Origin of the sequence: Nocardia sp. NPDC057272, assembly GCF_042668615.1 — a bacterium.
Lineage (GTDB): Bacteria > Actinomycetota > Actinomycetes > Mycobacteriales > Mycobacteriaceae > Nocardia.
In genome coordinates, this window is the sequence record NZ_JBHUYK010000012.1 from 128,919 (window position 1) to 144,658 (window position 15,740).

At 65.9% G+C, this 15,740-nt stretch carries 19 protein-coding genes and 1 tRNA gene; 8 read left to right on the forward strand and 12 right to left on the reverse strand.

Features of this window, described 5'->3' with window-relative positions; translation table 11 throughout:
* Positions 1-11: 11 nt before the first annotated feature.
* Together ACFULV_RS18370 and ACFULV_RS18375 are read right to left on the reverse strand one after the other, a co-directional pair.
* Entirely contained in the window at positions 12-1,235 is a 1,224-nt protein-coding gene (locus ACFULV_RS18370) for an RNA polymerase sigma factor (RefSeq protein ID WP_378658096.1), read from the reverse strand.
* Positions 1,232-1,579 (reverse strand): YciI family protein, encoded by a 348-nt coding sequence (locus ACFULV_RS18375; RefSeq protein WP_378631709.1) that lies wholly within the window; start codon positions 1,577-1,579, stop codon positions 1,232-1,234. Before ACFULV_RS18375 ends, ACFULV_RS18370 begins: the two co-directional genes overlap by 4 nt.
* A 197-nt stretch (positions 1,580-1,776) precedes the next feature.
* On the opposite strand from ACFULV_RS18375, the gene ACFULV_RS18380 reads away from it, so the two are divergent.
* Positions 1,777-2,097, forward strand: a complete 321-nt coding sequence (locus ACFULV_RS18380; protein WP_378658098.1) for an AbrB/MazE/SpoVT family DNA-binding domain-containing protein — start codon at positions 1,777-1,779, stop codon at positions 2,095-2,097.
* A gap of 322 nt (positions 2,098-2,419) precedes the next feature.
* Here ACFULV_RS18380 and ACFULV_RS18385 read toward each other — a convergent pair whose 3' ends face one another.
* On the reverse strand, positions 2,420-3,055 hold the full coding sequence (locus ACFULV_RS18385; protein WP_378658101.1) for a LysE family translocator: 636 nt from the start codon (positions 3,053-3,055) through the stop codon (positions 2,420-2,422).
* 130 nt (positions 3,056-3,185) lie between these two features.
* On the reverse strand, positions 3,186-3,389 hold the full coding sequence (locus tag ACFULV_RS18390) for a hypothetical protein (protein WP_378658103.1): 204 nt from the start codon (positions 3,387-3,389) through the stop codon (positions 3,186-3,188).
* Positions 3,390-3,474: 85 nt separating this feature from the next.
* Here ACFULV_RS18390 and ACFULV_RS18395 point away from each other — a divergent pair, with 85 nt between their 5' ends.
* Positions 3,475-3,741, forward strand: coding sequence for a recombinase family protein (locus tag ACFULV_RS18395; protein WP_378658105.1), 267 nt, complete (start codon positions 3,475-3,477; stop codon positions 3,739-3,741).
* 1,216 nt (positions 3,742-4,957) lie between these two features.
* Entirely contained in the window at positions 4,958-5,593 is a 636-nt protein-coding gene (locus ACFULV_RS18400; RefSeq protein ID WP_378658108.1) for a helix-turn-helix transcriptional regulator, read from the forward strand.
* On the opposite strand, the gene ACFULV_RS18405 is transcribed toward ACFULV_RS18400, so the two are convergent.
* Positions 5,590-6,090 carry a pentapeptide repeat-containing protein gene (locus tag ACFULV_RS18405; protein WP_378658110.1) on the reverse strand — a complete coding sequence of 167 codons (501 nt, stop codon included), beginning with the start codon at positions 6,088-6,090 and terminating at the stop codon, positions 5,590-5,592. The two genes, ACFULV_RS18400 and ACFULV_RS18405, sit on opposite strands and share 4 nt — an antisense overlap.
* Here ACFULV_RS18405 and ACFULV_RS18410 point away from each other — a divergent pair.
* Positions 6,061-6,207, forward strand: a complete 147-nt coding sequence (locus ACFULV_RS18410; protein WP_378658217.1) for a hypothetical protein — start codon at positions 6,061-6,063, stop codon at positions 6,205-6,207. The genes ACFULV_RS18405 and ACFULV_RS18410 overlap by 30 nt on opposite strands.
* A 47-nt stretch (positions 6,208-6,254) precedes the next feature.
* Here the strand turns inward: ACFULV_RS18410 and ACFULV_RS18415 are convergent.
* The 3 genes from ACFULV_RS18415 to ACFULV_RS18425 all read right to left on the reverse strand — a co-directional run bounded on the left by ACFULV_RS18415 (position 6,255) and on the right by ACFULV_RS18425 (position 7,603).
* A tRNA-Thr gene (locus ACFULV_RS18415) sits at positions 6,255-6,326 on the reverse strand.
* Between the two features lie 76 nt (positions 6,327-6,402).
* On the reverse strand, positions 6,403-6,639 hold the full coding sequence (locus ACFULV_RS18420) for an MbtH family protein (protein WP_022565839.1): 237 nt from the start codon (positions 6,637-6,639) through the stop codon (positions 6,403-6,405).
* 130 nt (positions 6,640-6,769) lie between these two features.
* The gene (locus tag ACFULV_RS18425) at positions 6,770-7,603 is read right to left on the reverse strand and encodes an alpha/beta fold hydrolase (protein WP_378658113.1); all 834 of its coding nucleotides are present in this window, start codon (positions 7,601-7,603) and stop codon (positions 6,770-6,772) included.
* A 174-nt stretch (positions 7,604-7,777) separates the two neighbouring features.
* Between ACFULV_RS18425 and ACFULV_RS18430 the strand changes: the two genes are divergently transcribed.
* From ACFULV_RS18430 to ACFULV_RS18445, 4 genes are all read left to right on the forward strand, one after another.
* The gene (locus tag ACFULV_RS18430; protein ID WP_165610244.1) at positions 7,778-7,936 is read left to right on the forward strand and encodes a hypothetical protein; all 159 of its coding nucleotides are present in this window, start codon (positions 7,778-7,780) and stop codon (positions 7,934-7,936) included.
* 44 nt (positions 7,937-7,980) lie between these two features.
* A complete protein-coding gene (locus ACFULV_RS18435) occupies positions 7,981-9,510 on the forward strand; it encodes a trehalose-6-phosphate synthase (protein WP_378658211.1) in 1,530 nt (509 codons plus the stop codon).
* Between the two features lie 64 nt (positions 9,511-9,574).
* Entirely contained in the window at positions 9,575-10,288 is a 714-nt protein-coding gene (locus ACFULV_RS18440; protein ID WP_378658116.1) for a response regulator transcription factor, read from the forward strand.
* Positions 10,285-11,700 carry a sensor histidine kinase gene (locus ACFULV_RS18445; RefSeq protein WP_378658119.1) on the forward strand — a complete coding sequence of 472 codons (1,416 nt, stop codon included), beginning with the start codon at positions 10,285-10,287 and terminating at the stop codon, positions 11,698-11,700. The genes ACFULV_RS18440 and ACFULV_RS18445 overlap by 4 nt, the downstream gene beginning before the upstream one ends.
* A gap of 36 nt (positions 11,701-11,736) precedes the next feature.
* On the opposite strand, the gene ACFULV_RS18450 is transcribed toward ACFULV_RS18445, so the two are convergent.
* From ACFULV_RS18450 to ACFULV_RS18465, 4 genes are read right to left on the reverse strand one after another with little or no spacing between them, the layout of a single operon-like run.
* On the reverse strand, positions 11,737-12,222 hold the full coding sequence (locus ACFULV_RS18450; RefSeq protein WP_358069368.1) for a h domain protein: 486 nt from the start codon (positions 12,220-12,222) through the stop codon (positions 11,737-11,739).
* Positions 12,219-13,094, reverse strand: a complete 876-nt coding sequence (locus ACFULV_RS18455; protein WP_378658121.1) for a hypothetical protein — start codon at positions 13,092-13,094, stop codon at positions 12,219-12,221. Before ACFULV_RS18455 ends, ACFULV_RS18450 begins: the two co-directional genes overlap by 4 nt.
* A complete protein-coding gene (locus ACFULV_RS18460; protein WP_378658124.1) occupies positions 13,091-14,494 on the reverse strand; it encodes an MCE family protein in 1,404 nt (467 codons plus the stop codon). The genes ACFULV_RS18455 and ACFULV_RS18460 overlap by 4 nt, the downstream gene beginning before the upstream one ends.
* Positions 14,491-15,717 carry an MCE family protein gene (locus ACFULV_RS18465; protein WP_378658127.1) on the reverse strand — a complete coding sequence of 409 codons (1,227 nt, stop codon included), beginning with the start codon at positions 15,715-15,717 and terminating at the stop codon, positions 14,491-14,493. The genes ACFULV_RS18460 and ACFULV_RS18465 overlap by 4 nt, the downstream gene beginning before the upstream one ends.
* Positions 15,718-15,740: the final 23 nt, after the last annotated feature.

Sequence of the window (15,740 nt, forward strand, 5' to 3'; positions counted from 1 at the left end):
GATGGACCCTTCTACACAAGATGCTCGCGCCTCCTAGTCAGGTACGCGCGTTCGGCCGGATTCTGGGTGGCGGCGATCGCGGCGTCGTAGGCGGATCTCGCCTCGGCGCTGCGCCCCAACCTGCGGAGCAGATCGGCGCGGGCGGCGTGCCAAGCGTGGTACCCGTCGAGCGGCAGCGCATCTATCTGTGCCAGCGCGACATTCGGACCATCGAGTTCGGCGATGGCGACGGCGCGGTTGAGGGCGACGATCGGGGTCGGGGTGACGGTGTAGAGCTGGTCGTAGAGGGCGACGATCTGGTTCCAGTCGGTGTCGCGGGGGTCGGCCGCGTCGGTGTGGACCGCGTTGATCGCCGCCATGATCTGATAGCGACCAGGTGGGACGCCGCCTGCCGCGACCCGGCGCAGGCATTCGCGTACCAGCGCGTGTCCCTCGGCGATGAGGGTGTGGTCCCAGCCGCCGCGGTCCTGCTCGTCGAGCGTCACCAGCTCCCCGCCCGCGAAACGTGCCGCGCTGCGGGCGTCGATGAGCAACATCAGCGCGAGCAACCCGGCAACCTCGCCGTCATCGGGCAGCAGATCGCGCATGATGCGGCCGAGCCGAACGGCCTCCGCCGTCAGGTCGACCCGAACAGATTGCGCGCCTGCCAGATACCCCTCGTTGAAGATGAGATAGACGACCTCCAGCACACCGCCGAGCCGATCGGTGACGTCATCGCGATCGGGCACGCGGAACGGGATGTGCGCGGCTTTGATCTTGGCCTTGGCGCGGGTGATGCGTTGTGCCATGGTCGTTTCGGCAACGAGAAACGCACGAGCGATCTCGCCGACGGTGAGCCCGCCGAGCAGGCGCAGTGTCAGCGCGACTCGCGCCTCCGGCGCCAATGCCGGATGGCAACAAGTGAAGACGAGCCGGAGACGGTCGTCGTTGATCGGTCCGGTCGGTTCGTGCGGTGTGTGAACGTCGATGATCATGGCTGCCTGGTGTTTCGCGTCGCGCAGTGATTCCCGGCGGATCCGGTCGATCGCGCGGTTACCCGCGGTCTTCGTCAGCCAGCCGCCCGGGTTGGGCGGTATGCCGTCGACCGGCCACCGTTCGATGGCGGTGAGCAGGGCCTCGCCCGCAGCGTCCTCGGCGATGTCGAGATCGCCGAAACGCCGGGCGAGCGAGGCGACCACCCGGCCGTACTCCTCGCGATAGATCCGATCGATCCGGGCGCGAGTGTCGTCACTCATGCGCCGTCGAACGTCCTGATCTCGATCTTCTGCTCGCAGACCTTCGACGCCCTGGCGGCGATCTTCAGCGCGGCATCGAGGTCGGGCACCTCCACGACCCAGAATCCGCCGAGGCATTCCTTGGTCTCGGCATACGGCCCGTCGGTGACAACCACATCAGCACCGGTGTTGTCGACCGTGGTCGCCTCATCGATCCGCCCGAGCCCACCGGCGAACACCCACACCCCTTCGGCCTGGAGCTCGTCGTTGAACCTTCCCGTCGCCTCGTACTGCGGCTGCGCCTCCTCCTGCGGAATGTCATAAACACTCGGCTCGACAACAACGGAAAGCAGGTACTGAGTCATGACGATCTCCCTTCGTCGGTGGCCGCCGATCGGCCGCCTCTACCCACACCACGAACGGGCCGACCCGGATACGACAACTCTCGACGAGATCCCCCGAATCTTCTCCGAAATGGGCGCATCGGCCCACGAGTTCCACAACTTTCGGAATAGCAGCTTTGCTGCTTGACGGCTTTACTGCTCGAGGGGATAGTGGGGCGATGGGCAATTTTCGCGGATACGCGGCAATCCAGGGACGTGGCACGGTCGCGCTGCCCGCCGAGCTCCGGAAGAAGTACCGGCTGGACGAGCCAGGTGCGCAGCTGGAAATCACCGAACGCGACGACGGCGTGATCGAGCTTCGACCCACATTGCCGGTCCCCGTCGATGAGATCTGGTTCTGGAACGAGGGCCACCAGGCCGCTGAACGCGAGGCCGAAGCCGATGTCGAGGCTGGGCGACACACCACTTTCGACAACGCCGAATCGTTCTTGGCGCACCTCGACACTCTGGCGTCGGGTCCCAGCGAGGCCGTGGAGTGAAATACCGGACGCTTGCATCGTTCGATCGAGATCTGCGACGTCTGCCCGCTGAACATCAACGCATGTTTCAGCAAGCCCTACGCTCACACTTCCTGCCGGCCATCGACGCCGGAGCGTTCGCGGGCTCACCACCCTGGCCGACACGCCTGCGGATTCACAAACTGAGCAACTGCGAGGTCTACTCACTCACGTGGAATTTCACCTCACCGGACGGTAGGGCCACGTTCCACCTGGAGAAGACGAACGAGAGCGAGCCGATCCTGGTCTGGCGACGAATCGGCGACCACGGAATCTACGACCACCCATAACGCCACCGCACCGTTCAGTTGGCCCCGGAGAACGCCACGCTGCCACCCACTCCGATGATCATCGCCCCACCCACGCTGCCGCCCGCCTCCAGTCGGCGCGGAGATCGAGCGAACCACGTCCGCACGGTGCCCGCGAGCAACGCCCACGCGCTGTCCGAAGCTGTCTGAATCACGAGGAAGATCGCGCCGAGTACCAGTAACTGAGCGGGCAGTGCGCCCGCTTCCGGCACCGTGAACTGCGGCAGGACCGCACCGAAGAACACCATCGTCTTGGGATTTGTCGCGCCGACAACGAAGCCCTGCCACAGCACCCGCCGACCCGTGGTGTTCGGCACCTCCGCTTCGAGCGCCGTCACCAATTTCTTCCGATCCCGAATCGTCACGACGCCCAAGTAGACGAGGTAACCGGCGCCGGCGACCTTCACGATCAGGAACAGCGCGGACGAAGCCATCAGCACCGCTCCCAGCCCGAAGGCCACCGCGACCAGCGGAACGGCCGAGCCGGCCACCGCGCCGATCACCGACAGAATCGCCTGCCTGCGCCCCAGGGTGAGTGCCCGCCCGATAGCGAACAGCACATTCGGACCCGGGATCACGATGATGACGAACGCGGCAACCACGAATGCCGCCGCATGAGACAGGGGCACCATCCACCGACCCTATCCGCCCGCTCAGGCGAACCTGGATAGTTCCGGTAATGTGCTGGTCCAGCACCGAATACATCGCGAGCGCACTCCGTCCTCCGCAGGATTACGGGCCCCTGCCTGCATTCTCAGGCTGTTAGCGGCCGCGTTCGTAGCCGCGCTGATTCTCACGTTGGGGCCTGGCAATGACGTTCTCGTCGCGCGGATTCCAGTCGGCGAGTGTACTGCGCTGCGGGCTCAGGATCGTTGGTATCTGCTCCAGGCACTGGCGATCTGGGCCGGGCCCGATACGTTTCAACTCCCCTAGTAAGTCCAGGAATTCGTCCTCCATGCTGTTCATCTGGATTCCCCCGCGTGGCCTTGCCGACTCGTCCACGCTACGCCGAACAGCACGTCCCGGCCGGTGCTCTGGGCAAGGTGATCAGATGACCGCTGGCGCGAACTCCGAGGTCGTAGACCGGCTCGGCCGCAACCTGCTCGAGGGCCTGATCATGCTCAACGATATTTTCCAGCAGGGCATCTCGGTCAAGGTCCTGCACGGCATCGCCGCTGACGACCACACTGAGCGCAGCCTCATCCTCGACCTGGCCCTCCGCGAGGGCCGATGCCGCGACATCGCCCGCAAGACCCGCGACGGCTTGGACGCCGCGGCTCGGCGTGGACGCAAAGGTGGTTGGCCTCGGGTGGTTTAGACGACAAACGTCGCGTGATTCTGGCGCGGCATGCGGAAGGGCAATCGCTGCGCGAGATCTCACGCGTCGTTAGGTCAGCCTGGCCACCGTCCACGGCGAAGTGAAGGCTGCACAGCTGATCCGACGCCCTGACTCCGGTGGCGAGTACGCCGTCGCCGACTGCGGCGGTGACTCAATCGAGGTCTGCCCAGTGGTCGCGATCCGTTGTGGGAGCGCGGTTTCGCCCTGTAAAACGAGGTGGTTCGGTATGTTATCGGGCGTGTCTATTTCTACCGATGGGTAGCTTAGAGGTTTCACTGCGGCGTAACTGGTCACTTGATTGGGCGAAATGCCCTGGTTGCCAGCCGTTTACGTGGTGCGCGCATGCATGATCTCCGAATTCCCGATTGGAAAGTGTCCTGTATCACATTCTGGGTCTTGGGTTCTGGCGCTTAGGGTTAACGGTGATCTCGTAGATCAAGGCATCATCACGCGCGATCTCGGAAGGCCCCCGCCCGCGGGGGGGACCTGCCGTCCGGTCAAACCGGTCGGGCGGTCACCGAGTGAATGAGGTTCACGATGTGTCCTGATGAGGTCCCTGTCCAGAATGGTGCCTCCCCTTCGGGGGGTGGACCGGAATGGGCGGAGTGGGCGGAGCAGCAATGCACCGCCGCCGGAACGGCGCTCGACGCCATCTCGTTGGTGTTGGACTCCGCAAACCGGACCGACCTGGCCGAGTCGGCCAGGTCGGTCGCGATGTTTCTGTACGTGATTGCCGCTCTGCTGAACGCAGCTCGTCAGTAACACTCTCGGTTTGAGGCCCGGGTCGCTAGGTGTAGCCGCACCAACGCGATTCGGGCCTTTCTAGTTGCCCCCAGCCTCGGCCACCCTCATGTGACATGCATCACAACAAAGAGTGGCGGTTCGAGAACTTTACGCCCAAACTGGCTGGCAAGGCCTTTAGTCTCTGCTCAGCCCTTATGGGCGTCAAGTGATCTACGCCACTGGCCATGGAGAGTGCCAGGTCAGACCCTATGTAGAATACCTATATAGTGGATGGTCAAAGACTCTAGAATGCTGGGTTATTGGCAGGTTTTCGGCTCATGCAAGTGCCGCTTCTGTCAAGTCGATGCGGCTTGTTCACGCGTCGAAGTCAACTGTGGCGCAGGATAATCCAGCGTCATAGCTGCCGACCCAGCGCCCGACGCCGGTCGGTATTAGCAGGAGGTAGGGCACGGTGCGCGACATCCGGATGACGCTGTGGACTGTGGTCGTACTGCGCGAATTCGTGGTCAACACTCCTGAGCCGCAGTACGGGTTCGACCTGATGAAACGCCTCGATCTGGCCAGCGGCACGCTGTATCCAATTCTCAGCCGCCTGGAAGAGGCTGGCTGGATTGCCGGGCAGGTCGAAGCCATCGATGCCGTGAAGGAGGGGCGTCGACCTCGCAAGAACTACCTGCTAACACCAGGCGCGCACCCGAGAGCCGTACGGGCGCTGCGAGAGTTCACCACCCGCGCCCAACCTCCACTGTCTCCAGAGCAGGTACGGGTGCGGGAGTCCCGACGCCAGCGGGAGCGGGCAGCCTGGCTCAGAGAGGAGGCAAAGAGGCGAGAGCAAGCGAGATTGGAGCGGGCCAATAATAGGCTCGCGCGAGAAGGCTTGAGGCGAGGGGCGATCGCTCAGGAAGCACTGATTAGGCGAGTGCAAGCCCAGGCAGACATTCTGATCAGCGCCGAGAAGGAAAGACGGTTCCGCTCGGAGTACGAGAAGTTGGCGCTCGAGGACGCACATCGCCAGGTTGCCGCAGCTGTCCAACGACGCGCCGAAGCCAGCAAGCAGGCGGCGCAACCGCCACCGCGTTCCCCTTAACCGTTCGGCTTAAGTACGTAATGTCCAGGGCTTCGATCAATGGAGCGTGCGCGGGTCTCCGCGGTGTCGTGGCACCAATCGGTTCTGTCAGGCCAGTTCACGCGATAGAGGCCGTTGCTTGGCGACAGTGCAGCGGGAAGGTTCGCCCCACTGAGGTCTGCGCCATCCAATCGCGCGTCGCTTAGGTACGCGCGGCTCAGGTCCGCGCCTGTGAGGTTTACGGGCTGCTCTGGGGTGAGCTGGCTGAGCTGCGAGTGCGCGACATTGATCTCCTGCGTCGCCGCATGACCGAGAATGCGCCGATGGTCGGCACCGCCCGTTGTCGTCGGCTCATTGAAGGGCCATACCAATCGCACCGTTCCGATTCCGAAATTCGTGGCCGATGAAATGGCGGCGGTTTGCAAGAGCAAGGGCCGTGACGACTTGCGGCACACCGTCGCCTCACTGGCCGTGTCGGCGGGGCGAACGTGAAGGCCGTCCAGAAGATGCTGGGGCACAAATCGACAGCAATGACGCTGGATGCCTACGCCGACTTGTTCGATGACGATTTGGACGCCGTGGCCGAACGGCTGGAACAGAGTGAGTCCAAACGCCTTCGATCCGAAGGCGTCTAGCGCGCAAGAAAGGCTCTGACCTGGGCCAGAGCCATTCTTGCGAGATGAGCCCCCTGTCAGGATTGAACTGACGACCTTCGCTTTACAAGAGCGGTGCTCTACCACTGAGCTAAGGAGGCGGGTGGTGCGCGACTATCTTAGCCGCGCACGCCAACCGCGCGACACCGGACGGGTGTCACGCGGTGGCGGAGGAGATCAGGACTGGGCGCGGGCTGCGTCGTCGGCGGCCATCGCGTCACGCAGGCTCTTGGGCCGCATGTCGGTCCAGTTCTTCTCGACGTACTCGACGCACGCTGCCCGGCTTTCTTCGCCGAACACGACACGCCAGCCCGCCGGGACCTCCGCGAACGCGGGCCACAGGGAGTGCTGCTCTTCATCGTTGACCAGAACGAAGAAGCGGCCGTCCTCGTCGTCGAAGGGGTTGGTGCTCATTTCACCTCACTGGATACTGGCGCTGTGTACAGGATCACTGCGCGGCCGCGAAGCCACGAGCGTTGTGTCGACCCTAGCAAGGCATACGTTACTGGTAGGGAGTTACCCGATGCTGCCCCGGTCAGGGCGGTCAGGCGGCGAAGAAGTCGAGCAAGATCTTGTTGATCGCCTCGGGTCGCTCCAGGTAGCCGTAGTGACCGGTATCCGGGATCTCCTGGTAGCGGGCGCCGGGAATGGCCTCGGCGACCTCGCGCGAGAGGTACGGCGGGATCATCCGATCATCGGCGAACCCAATTGCCAAGCAGGGCACCGTAATCGAACGATACGCGGCGACCCGATCGAATTCGTGATCCATCGCTCGCTGGGCACGGACACCGGCCGAGGGCGTCCCCACGCTGAACTCGAACAGATCGAGCCAGTCGCGCGCCGCGTTGGTATCGGCCATCGTCGCGGGCGACAGATTCATCACCGCGCTCAACGCCGCCTCGAATTTCGCGGGCAGCTTCACCGCCGAGGCGTCGAGCTCCTGCTCACCGGCCGACAATGTCTTCTGGAACTGATCCAGCCTGCCGTGTCCGGCCATGAACACGGCCTTGCGCACCAGATCCGGCCGGGCGAGCGCCAGCTCCTGCGCCACCCGCGCACCCATCGACGTGCCCGCGACCAGCGCGGGGCCCTCGTCGAGGAACTCGATGAGCGCGGCGGTATCAGCGACCAACTCCTCGATCCGCATCCCGCCCGCGGCCTCGAACGACGGCGCGATCCCGCGGTTGTCGAACACGCAGACCCGGTAACCGGCCGCGACCAGCGCGGGAACCTGATGCAGCTCCCACACCCGGCCCGGCGAGCCCGTTCCCATGATCAACACCACCAGCGGACCACCGCCCTTGACGTCGGTGCCCTTGGTACGGTCGCCCTTGACCTGATAGTTCAGTGCGATGCCGTTCACCGTGGCCAGTGGCATGAAAGAAACCTCTCTGCGGGGTCGATCGTGTACTGCCCCACGGTAACGGGACCGCCACGACACGGCACCGGGGCGGGGTGTTACGCGTCGCTAGTTCATCGGCCGTGCGCCGGCGCCCGATAGTATTGATCACTCGCAGGTAGAGCGCAGGGAAACCGGGAGGACGAACCCATTATGGCCGCGAAGAGCACCGCCAACGACATCGCCGACGACGAACTCGAGCCGCTTGCCGACGAGACCGCCCGCCAGGCACAGAAGGTCGTCGCGGCACACGCCGAAGACGCCGACGAATGCCGCATGCTGCTGTCGATGCTCGGCATCGCCCCCGCCTGACACAGCGCACCCCTGCGACGCATAAGGATGCGTGAGTGGACCAAATGATCGATCAACCGTCCAACGACCGTCCGTCCGAAAACAGTGAAACCCTCGTGCCGAACGGCGCGGGTTCGGGATTCGTTGTCGTCGCCAACCGGCTTCCGGTCGACCTCGAACGCCTGCCCGACGGCACCACCCGGTGGAAGCGCAGCCCCGGCGGGCTGGTGACCGCGCTGGAACCGGTGCTGCGCAGCAACAAAGGCGCCTGGGTCGGCTGGGCGGGTGTGCCCGATGTCGAGGTCGAACCGATCATCGAAGACGGGCTCGAGCTGTATCCGGTGCCGCTCACGGCGCAGGAGGTGGAGGACTACTACGAGGGGTTCTCCAACGGCACGCTGTGGCCGCTGTACCACGATGTGATCGTGCGCCCGGTGTACGACAGGGCATGGTGGGCGGCCTATGTGGAGGTCAACCGGCGCTTCGCCGAGGAGACCGCCAAGGTGGCCGCCGAAGGCGCCACGGTGTGGGTGCAGGACTACCAGCTCCAGCTGGTGCCCAAGATGCTGCGCATGCTTCGCCCCGATCTGACCATCGGCTTCTTCCTGCACATCCCGTTCCCGCCGGTCGAACTGTTCATGCAGATGCCGTGGCGCACCGAGATCGTCGAGGGCCTGCTCGGGGCCGACCTGATCGGCTTCCATCTGCCCGGCGGCGCGCAGAACTTCCTCTACCTGGCCCGCAGACTGGCCGGTCAGCCCACCTCCCGCGGCACGATCGGGGTTCGCTCGAAACTGGGTGTCGTGCAGGTCGGTTTCCGCACGGTGCGCGTCGGCGCGTTCCCCATCTCGATCGATTCGGCCGAACTCGACGAATCGTCGCGGCGGCGTTCGGTGCGCGAGCGAGCCGCGAAAATACGTGCTGAGCTGGGCAATCCCAAGAACATCATGCTCGGCGTCGACCGCCTCGACTACACCAAGGGCATCGATATCCGGCTCAACGCGCTGCAGGAACTCCTCGAGGAGGGCCGCATCGACCCGAGCGAGACGGTGATGGTGCAGCTGGCCACGCCCAGCCGCGAACGCGTGCAGAGCTACATCAAGATGCGCGGCGACATCGAACGTCAGGTGGGCCGGATCAACGGTGAATTCGCCCGCGTCGGCTACCCGGTCGTGCACTACCTGCACCGCCCGATCCCCCGTGACGAGTTGATCGCCTTCTTCATCGCCGCCGACGCCATGCTGGTGACGCCCCTGCGCGACGGCATGAACCTGGTGGCGAAGGAGTACGTGGCCTGCCACAGCGACCTCAACGGCGCCCTGGTGCTGAGCGAGTTCACCGGCGCCGCGGCCGAGCTACGTCAGTCCTACCTGTGCAATCCGCACGACTTGGACAGCGTGAAGGACGCCATCATCGGCGCGCTCGACGACGATCGCGACACCAAGCGCCGCCGGATGCGGTCGCTGCGTCGTCAGGTGCTCACCCACGATGTCGAACGCTGGGCGCGGGCCTTCCTCGACGCACTGTCGCACGGCAACGTGGCGGGTTCGGCGCTGATGAGTGACGAGCAGACCTACCCCGCCGACCAAGGCTGACGCACACAGCGACCTCACAGCGTCGGTCCAGCCACTTCCCAGCGGGGTGGTGGAGCATAGGGGCATGAGCGGTGTGCCTGATGTGCCCGAGGCGCGGGTACTCGTCGTCGACGACGAACCGATGATCGTCGAGCTGCTGGCGGTGAGCCTGCGCTACCAGGGGTTCGAGGTGTCGACGGCGGCCGACGGCGCCGAGGCGCTGGATCGGGCGCGCACGTTCCGCCCGCAGGCGCTGATCGTCGACGTGATGATGCCCGGCATGGACGGTTTCGGCCTGCTGCGCCGGTTGCGCGCCGACGGGATCGACGCGCCGGTGCTGTTCCTGACCGCGCGCGACGAGGTGGACGACAAGATCACCGGGCTCACTCTCGGCGCCGACGACTACGTCACCAAGCCGTTCAGCCTGGAGGAGGTGGTGGCGCGGCTGCGGGTGATCCTGCGTCGCGCGGGCCACGCCGAACCCGAGAAGGCCGGCACCCGGTTGCGCTTCGCCGATATCGAACTCGACGACGACACGCACGAGGTGTGGAAAGCCGGCGAGCCGGTGGCCTTGTCCCCCACCGAGTTCACGCTGTTGCGCTATTTCATGGTGAACGCGGGCAGCGTGCTGAGCAAGCCCCGGATCCTGGATCACGTGTGGCGCTACGACTTCGGTGGCGAGGTGGGCGTGGTCGAGACGTACGTGTCCTACCTGCGCAAGAAGGTCGACACCGGCGAGCAGCGGTTGATCCACACGCTGCGCGGTGTCGGCTATGTGATGCGTGAGCCCACCCGGTGAGCAGACTTCCCCTGCGGGTGACGCTGGTGTTGATGCTGGTCGCGCTGGCCGGATTCGGTTTGGTCGCTTCGAGTTTCGTGGTGACCAAGGCGATGGAGAACTCGCTGCAGAACCGCACCGATCAGCAGTTGCAGGACGCGGCGCTGGAGTGGGAGCGGCGGGTGGGGCTGCCCGTGCCGAATCTGCCTCCGCCCTCGTCGGAGTCCGGACAGCCGCCGGGACGCTACTTCGTCACCGCCGAGAGCACGGACGGCACCCGAAAGGTGCGTCTCGACAATGTCTTCGGCACGGACTCCCAACCCGCGCTCCCCGATCCGCCCGCGCTACAGCCGGTTACGGTCGGCTCGTCCGATGACTCGGGCGAGCAGTGGCGGGTACTCACGGTCAACGGTCATCGCGCCACCGCGACGGTCGCGTGGCCACTGGCCGAGAACATCGAGACGGTACGTAAACTCGTTGTGCTGCAACTGATCGTCGGCGCGATCGTCTTGCTGGCACTGGCCATCGCGGCCTATTTCGTGGTGCGCGGCAGCCTGCGACCACTACACCGGGTAGAAGCGACAGCGGCCGCGATCGCGGGGGGCGAACTGCATCATCGAATCCCGGTGCACGGCAATGTCACCGAGGTCGATCGACTGTCACAGTCGTTGAACAGCATGCTGACCCAGATCCAGCAGGCGTTCGCCGCCACCGAGGCCTCCGAGACCGCCGCGCGCGATTCCGAGGCGAAGATGCGCCGATTCGTCGCCGACGCCAGTCACGAACTACGCACCCCGCTCACCACGATCCGCGGCTTCGCCGAGCTGTACCGGCAGGGCGCGACCACCGACCCCGCGATGTCCATGAACCGCATCGAACACGAGGCGCAACGCATGGGTCTACTGGTCGAAGACCTGCTCATGCTGGCTCGCCTCGACGCCCAGCGCCCTGTCGAACTGAGCCCGGTGGATCTGCTGGCAGTGGCGGGCGACGCCGTGCACAGCGCCCGCGCGGTCGAATCCGCGGCGGGACAACATCGTCCGATCACCCTCGACATCGCCGAAGGCACCGGCACTTTGGAAGTCCTCGGCGACGAACACCGCCTGCGCCAGGTCCTCACCAACCTCCTCGACAACGCCCGCACCCACACTCCCGACGGCACCTCGATCACCGTCCGCCTGACCCCCACCGACGATGAGGTACAGATCGACGTCGTCGACACCGGCCCCGGCCTCGACCAGGCCGCAGCCGACCACGTCTTCGAACGCTTCTACCGCGCGGATACCTCGCGCACCCGCGCCAGCGGCGGCACCGGCCTCGGACTGTCCATCGTGCAAGCCCTGGTAGCCGCTCACCGCGGCAGCGTCGAAGTCTCCAGTACCCAAGGCAAAGGGACGACGTTCACCGTCCGCCTCCCCCGCGAACAAGCCTGACGCCCGCGAGTGGCGCCATGGCGACGAGCTCCGCGGTCAGACCGGCGTGACCTGGGAGACCAGCCAGCGGTCGTCGGCCTTGTCCAGGGTGACTCGCACTCGGCTGCCGGAGGTCGCGCCGTCCGGGGTGTCCTTGCTGGTGGTCAGCTGGTTCAGGTAGAGGAGCACCACGGCGTGCTCGGGCTCGGCGGAAACGACGCCCTCGGCCTGGGTGGTGGCCTTCACGGTGAGCTGCTTCTCCTTGGCGCCCGGCGCGATGGCTTCCTTGATGAGCTTCAGGTAGTCGTTGCGGAACGACTCGGTCAGGCCGTCGGCCGCCTTCGGCAGTTCGGTGTCGACGGTGGCCGGCTCGTAGGTGAACATGGCGCTGACGGTGCGGCTTGCCGCGCTCATCGCGTCGGAGCGGGCCTGCTCGGTCCGGTCGTGCTGCCAGAGCTGATAGCCGCTCACCCCGAGCACGATCGCGGCGATCAGGCCGAGGGCGGCGAGGCTGCCGAAGACGATCTTCATACGCTGGCTCATCCCACGAACTCCACCTTCGACACGGTCATTCCGGTGTCGCCGTTGGACACCGTGACCCGGAACCGGTACTGACGCGATTGTGGTTCGGGCGAGCCGTTGTTGCTCACCATCTGCTTGGCGGCGACGAGCACCTGTGCGGAGTCGCCGTCAGCGGTGACGACGCCCGACTCGACCACCTCGCCGGTGGAAACCACATTCGCCTGCTTGACCACGTCCATGAACGGATCGACACGACCGTCGAACTCGGTCTTGAAATCACCGGAGGCCACCGACAGGATCCGGTCGATGTCCTCCTTGGCCGTGTCGGCGCGGATCGTGGTGAGGTTCAGCACGGCCTGGCGGGCGGTCTCGGTGTACTGCGCGCGCAGGTCCTCGTCCTTGTTCGCCGAGTAGGCGGTGAAGGCCGCGAAACCGGCACCGACGACCAGGGCGAGCACGAGCACGATCGCCGCGGCGAGCGCCAGGATGCGGCCACCCGAGGCGGGCGCCTTGTCGTCGGCGGACTTGCTCAGGTCGACCGGCTCGCTCGCCGGGAGCTCCACGGCGTCGTCCTCGGACTTCACGGTGACCTCCGCAGACTCCACGGTGGTCGCGGCGGACTTCGATGAGCCCCCCGCAGACTTCGCGGGAGCCTCGGCGACCTTCACCGCAGCGTCTGCGGACTTCGCGGGGGAGGCGGCGAGTTTCACCGTGGCGTCCTCGGACTTCGCGGGAGCCTCGGCGACCTTCACCCTGACCGCGCCGTCCACGTCGACCGGCGATGCGGATTCGCTCTTACCGATGGTGACCGTCTCGGCCGCCGTCTCCCCGACCGGCGGACCGGCCGTGCGTGCGGCCCGCCTGCGCGGGCGGCGGTTGTCGTTGTCGTTCATCGTTGCTGCTCCTCCAACATCGCCTGCCAACTGGCCGGCACGGTGCCCGACCCGTCCTCGGCGATATCACCTTGGCGGTACGTGCGTCCGTCCGTGCCCAGATAGCTGCCCGTGGACGGATCATAGGGGCGCGCTGCGGCGGGCGTCACAGCGCCCGTCGATGCGCCTGCCGGTGCCGACGCCGGAGCGACCGGCTGAACCGGCCCGAACGGCGGGTTGTTGCCTTCCGGCACGAACCCGGTCCGGCACAGTTCGGGCGTGGGTGCCCGGACGCCGGGGAACTCCATGCACGGCGTGTTGCGGATGCCGCGCACCTCGATATTCGAGTCCTGTGGCACCTTGCAGTACAGCCCGGGTGGCGTATCCATCGGTGTCAGATCGCTCGGATCCCGCCGCTGATCCGCGGGCAGGAAGCCGGTCGTACAGGCGGGCGGGTCGTGGACAACGGTCATGAAGTCGACCATCACGCCGTACTTCGCCGGCCCTCGGATGGCGGTGCGCAGCGCCGCGATCAGCGGCGGGAAGACGACCAGGAGCTGTTCCACGCTCGCGTTGTAGATCACGCCGACCTGCCCGAGGCTCACCAGATTGCTGGCCAGCAGCGGCAGGGTGGGGCGCAGGGACTGGAACTGCTCGGTCACCGTCTCCATCGCGGAAGGACCGTTGTTCAACAGGCTCCGTAGCGCGGGATCGTGCTCGCGCAGCTGGTCGGTGAGGGTCGCCAGATCCGCTGTCCAGGAACGGATATCGTCGGCGGAGCGAGTCTGGGTGTCCAGCAGCGGACCGATTTGGTCGAGCAGTTTCTTGGTCGGCTCGACGTCGCTTTCGGCCTGCTGCACCAGCAGCGCGGCCGAGTCGATGAACCGCTGCAGATCGGGCCCGGCACCGTTGAACGCGAGAAACGCCTCGTCGATCACCTGGCGCAGCCGGGTGTCGGCGACCGTCGCGAGCAACTTGTCGGCCTGGTCGAGCATCGCGCCGACGTCCTGCGGCAGGTGCGTACGCGATTCGGGGATCACCGAGCCGTCGCGCAGGTTGCCGTCGGCCGGTTGATCGGTGGGCACCAGATCCACGTACTGCTCGCCGATGGCCGAGACACTGCGCACCCAGGCGCTCGAATCGGCGGGCACCTTGTAGTCACTGTCGATCGACAGATCGGCTTCGACCCCGGCCGTCGTCAGACGTACCGCCTCGACCTTGCCGATGTTCTGCCCGCGGTAGGAGACATTGGCGGTGGGATAGAGCCCACCGGTAGCGGCCAGCTGCACGGTCACCGCGTACCGGCCGATCCCCAACATCGCGGGCACCTGCACGTAGGCACCGCCCATCACGACGAGACCGATCACGGTGAGCACCGCGAAGATCGCGAGCTGGGCTCGCACGAACCGGGTGAGTTTCATCGACCCGCCCCTTCCTGACCGGGCAGCGGCGCGGTGATGCCGGGGATGGCGGGCAGGCCGGGAATGGCCGGCAGCCCTGGGATGCTGGGTACGGGGACCGGCGCGGCCGAGAAGGGCGCGGTGGCCGGGTCAGCGGCATCGGTGGCGGTCGACGGCGCGAACGAGCCGACGACACCTTCCACCCCACCGAAGCGACCGCCGAGTGGCGTTCCGGTGAGCCAGTTGCTGTCGAGACGACTAGCGGTCAGGTCGAACGTGATGAACAAGTTCATGTAGTCGCCCATGATCGCGTTATCGATGTTCCGGATCGGGAACGGGAACGTCGGCAGGATGCCCAGCGCCTGGATCAGGTTGTTCCCGGTGTCGGCCAGCGTCTGCAGCACGGGACCGAGACTGCGCAGATTGGCCACCAGGTCGTCGCCGCTGGTCTTGATGAGCCGTTCGCTGACATCGCCGAGCTCACCGAGCCCGGTGATCGCCGCGGTGATGTTCGCCGACCGATCGGCCAACGCGGTGAGCGCGGGATGGATCTGTTCGATCGCCTCGGCGATCACATCCTTCTGCCCGGCCAGCTCGACGGTGAGCCGGTCCAGGCCCTCCATCGCGGCGATGATGCTGCCGGTCTGCCGGTCCAAGCCGGTGGTCAGCTCGTTGAGCTGCGGCAGCAGGTCGGCGATGTCGTCCTCGCGACCGTTGAGCATCGCGTTCAGTTCGGTGGTGATCGTCTCGAGCTGCGCGATACCGCCGCCGTTGAGCACCACCGACAGCGAGGACAGCACCTGCTCGGTCGTCGGATAGGCGCCTGCCCGATCGAGCGGGATGACGTCGCCGTCACGCAGCTGACCGCTGGGCGCGCCGTTTGTCGGCGCGGACAACTCGACGTGGTTGCTGCCGAGCAGACTGGTCTGGCCGATCTTGGCGATCGCGTTGGCGGGCAGGCGGACATCGGGGTTGAGCGAGACCGTCACCAGCGCGTGCCAGCCCTCGACCTCGATCCCGGTCACGTTGCCGACCTCGACGTCGTCCACCCGCACCGGCGAATTCCGGGTCAGGGTGGTGACATTGGGCATCTGGATCCGGACGGTGTAGGAGCCGGGCATGCGCCCCTCGGAGCCGGGCATGGGCAAAGAGTTGAGCCCATCCCATTGACAACCGGTGATGCTGAGCGCGACGGCGACGCCGACGGCCAGCCCGGCGAGTATGCGTTGCCGCCTCTGGCTCACGGCCGCCTCGATTCTGGACTGAC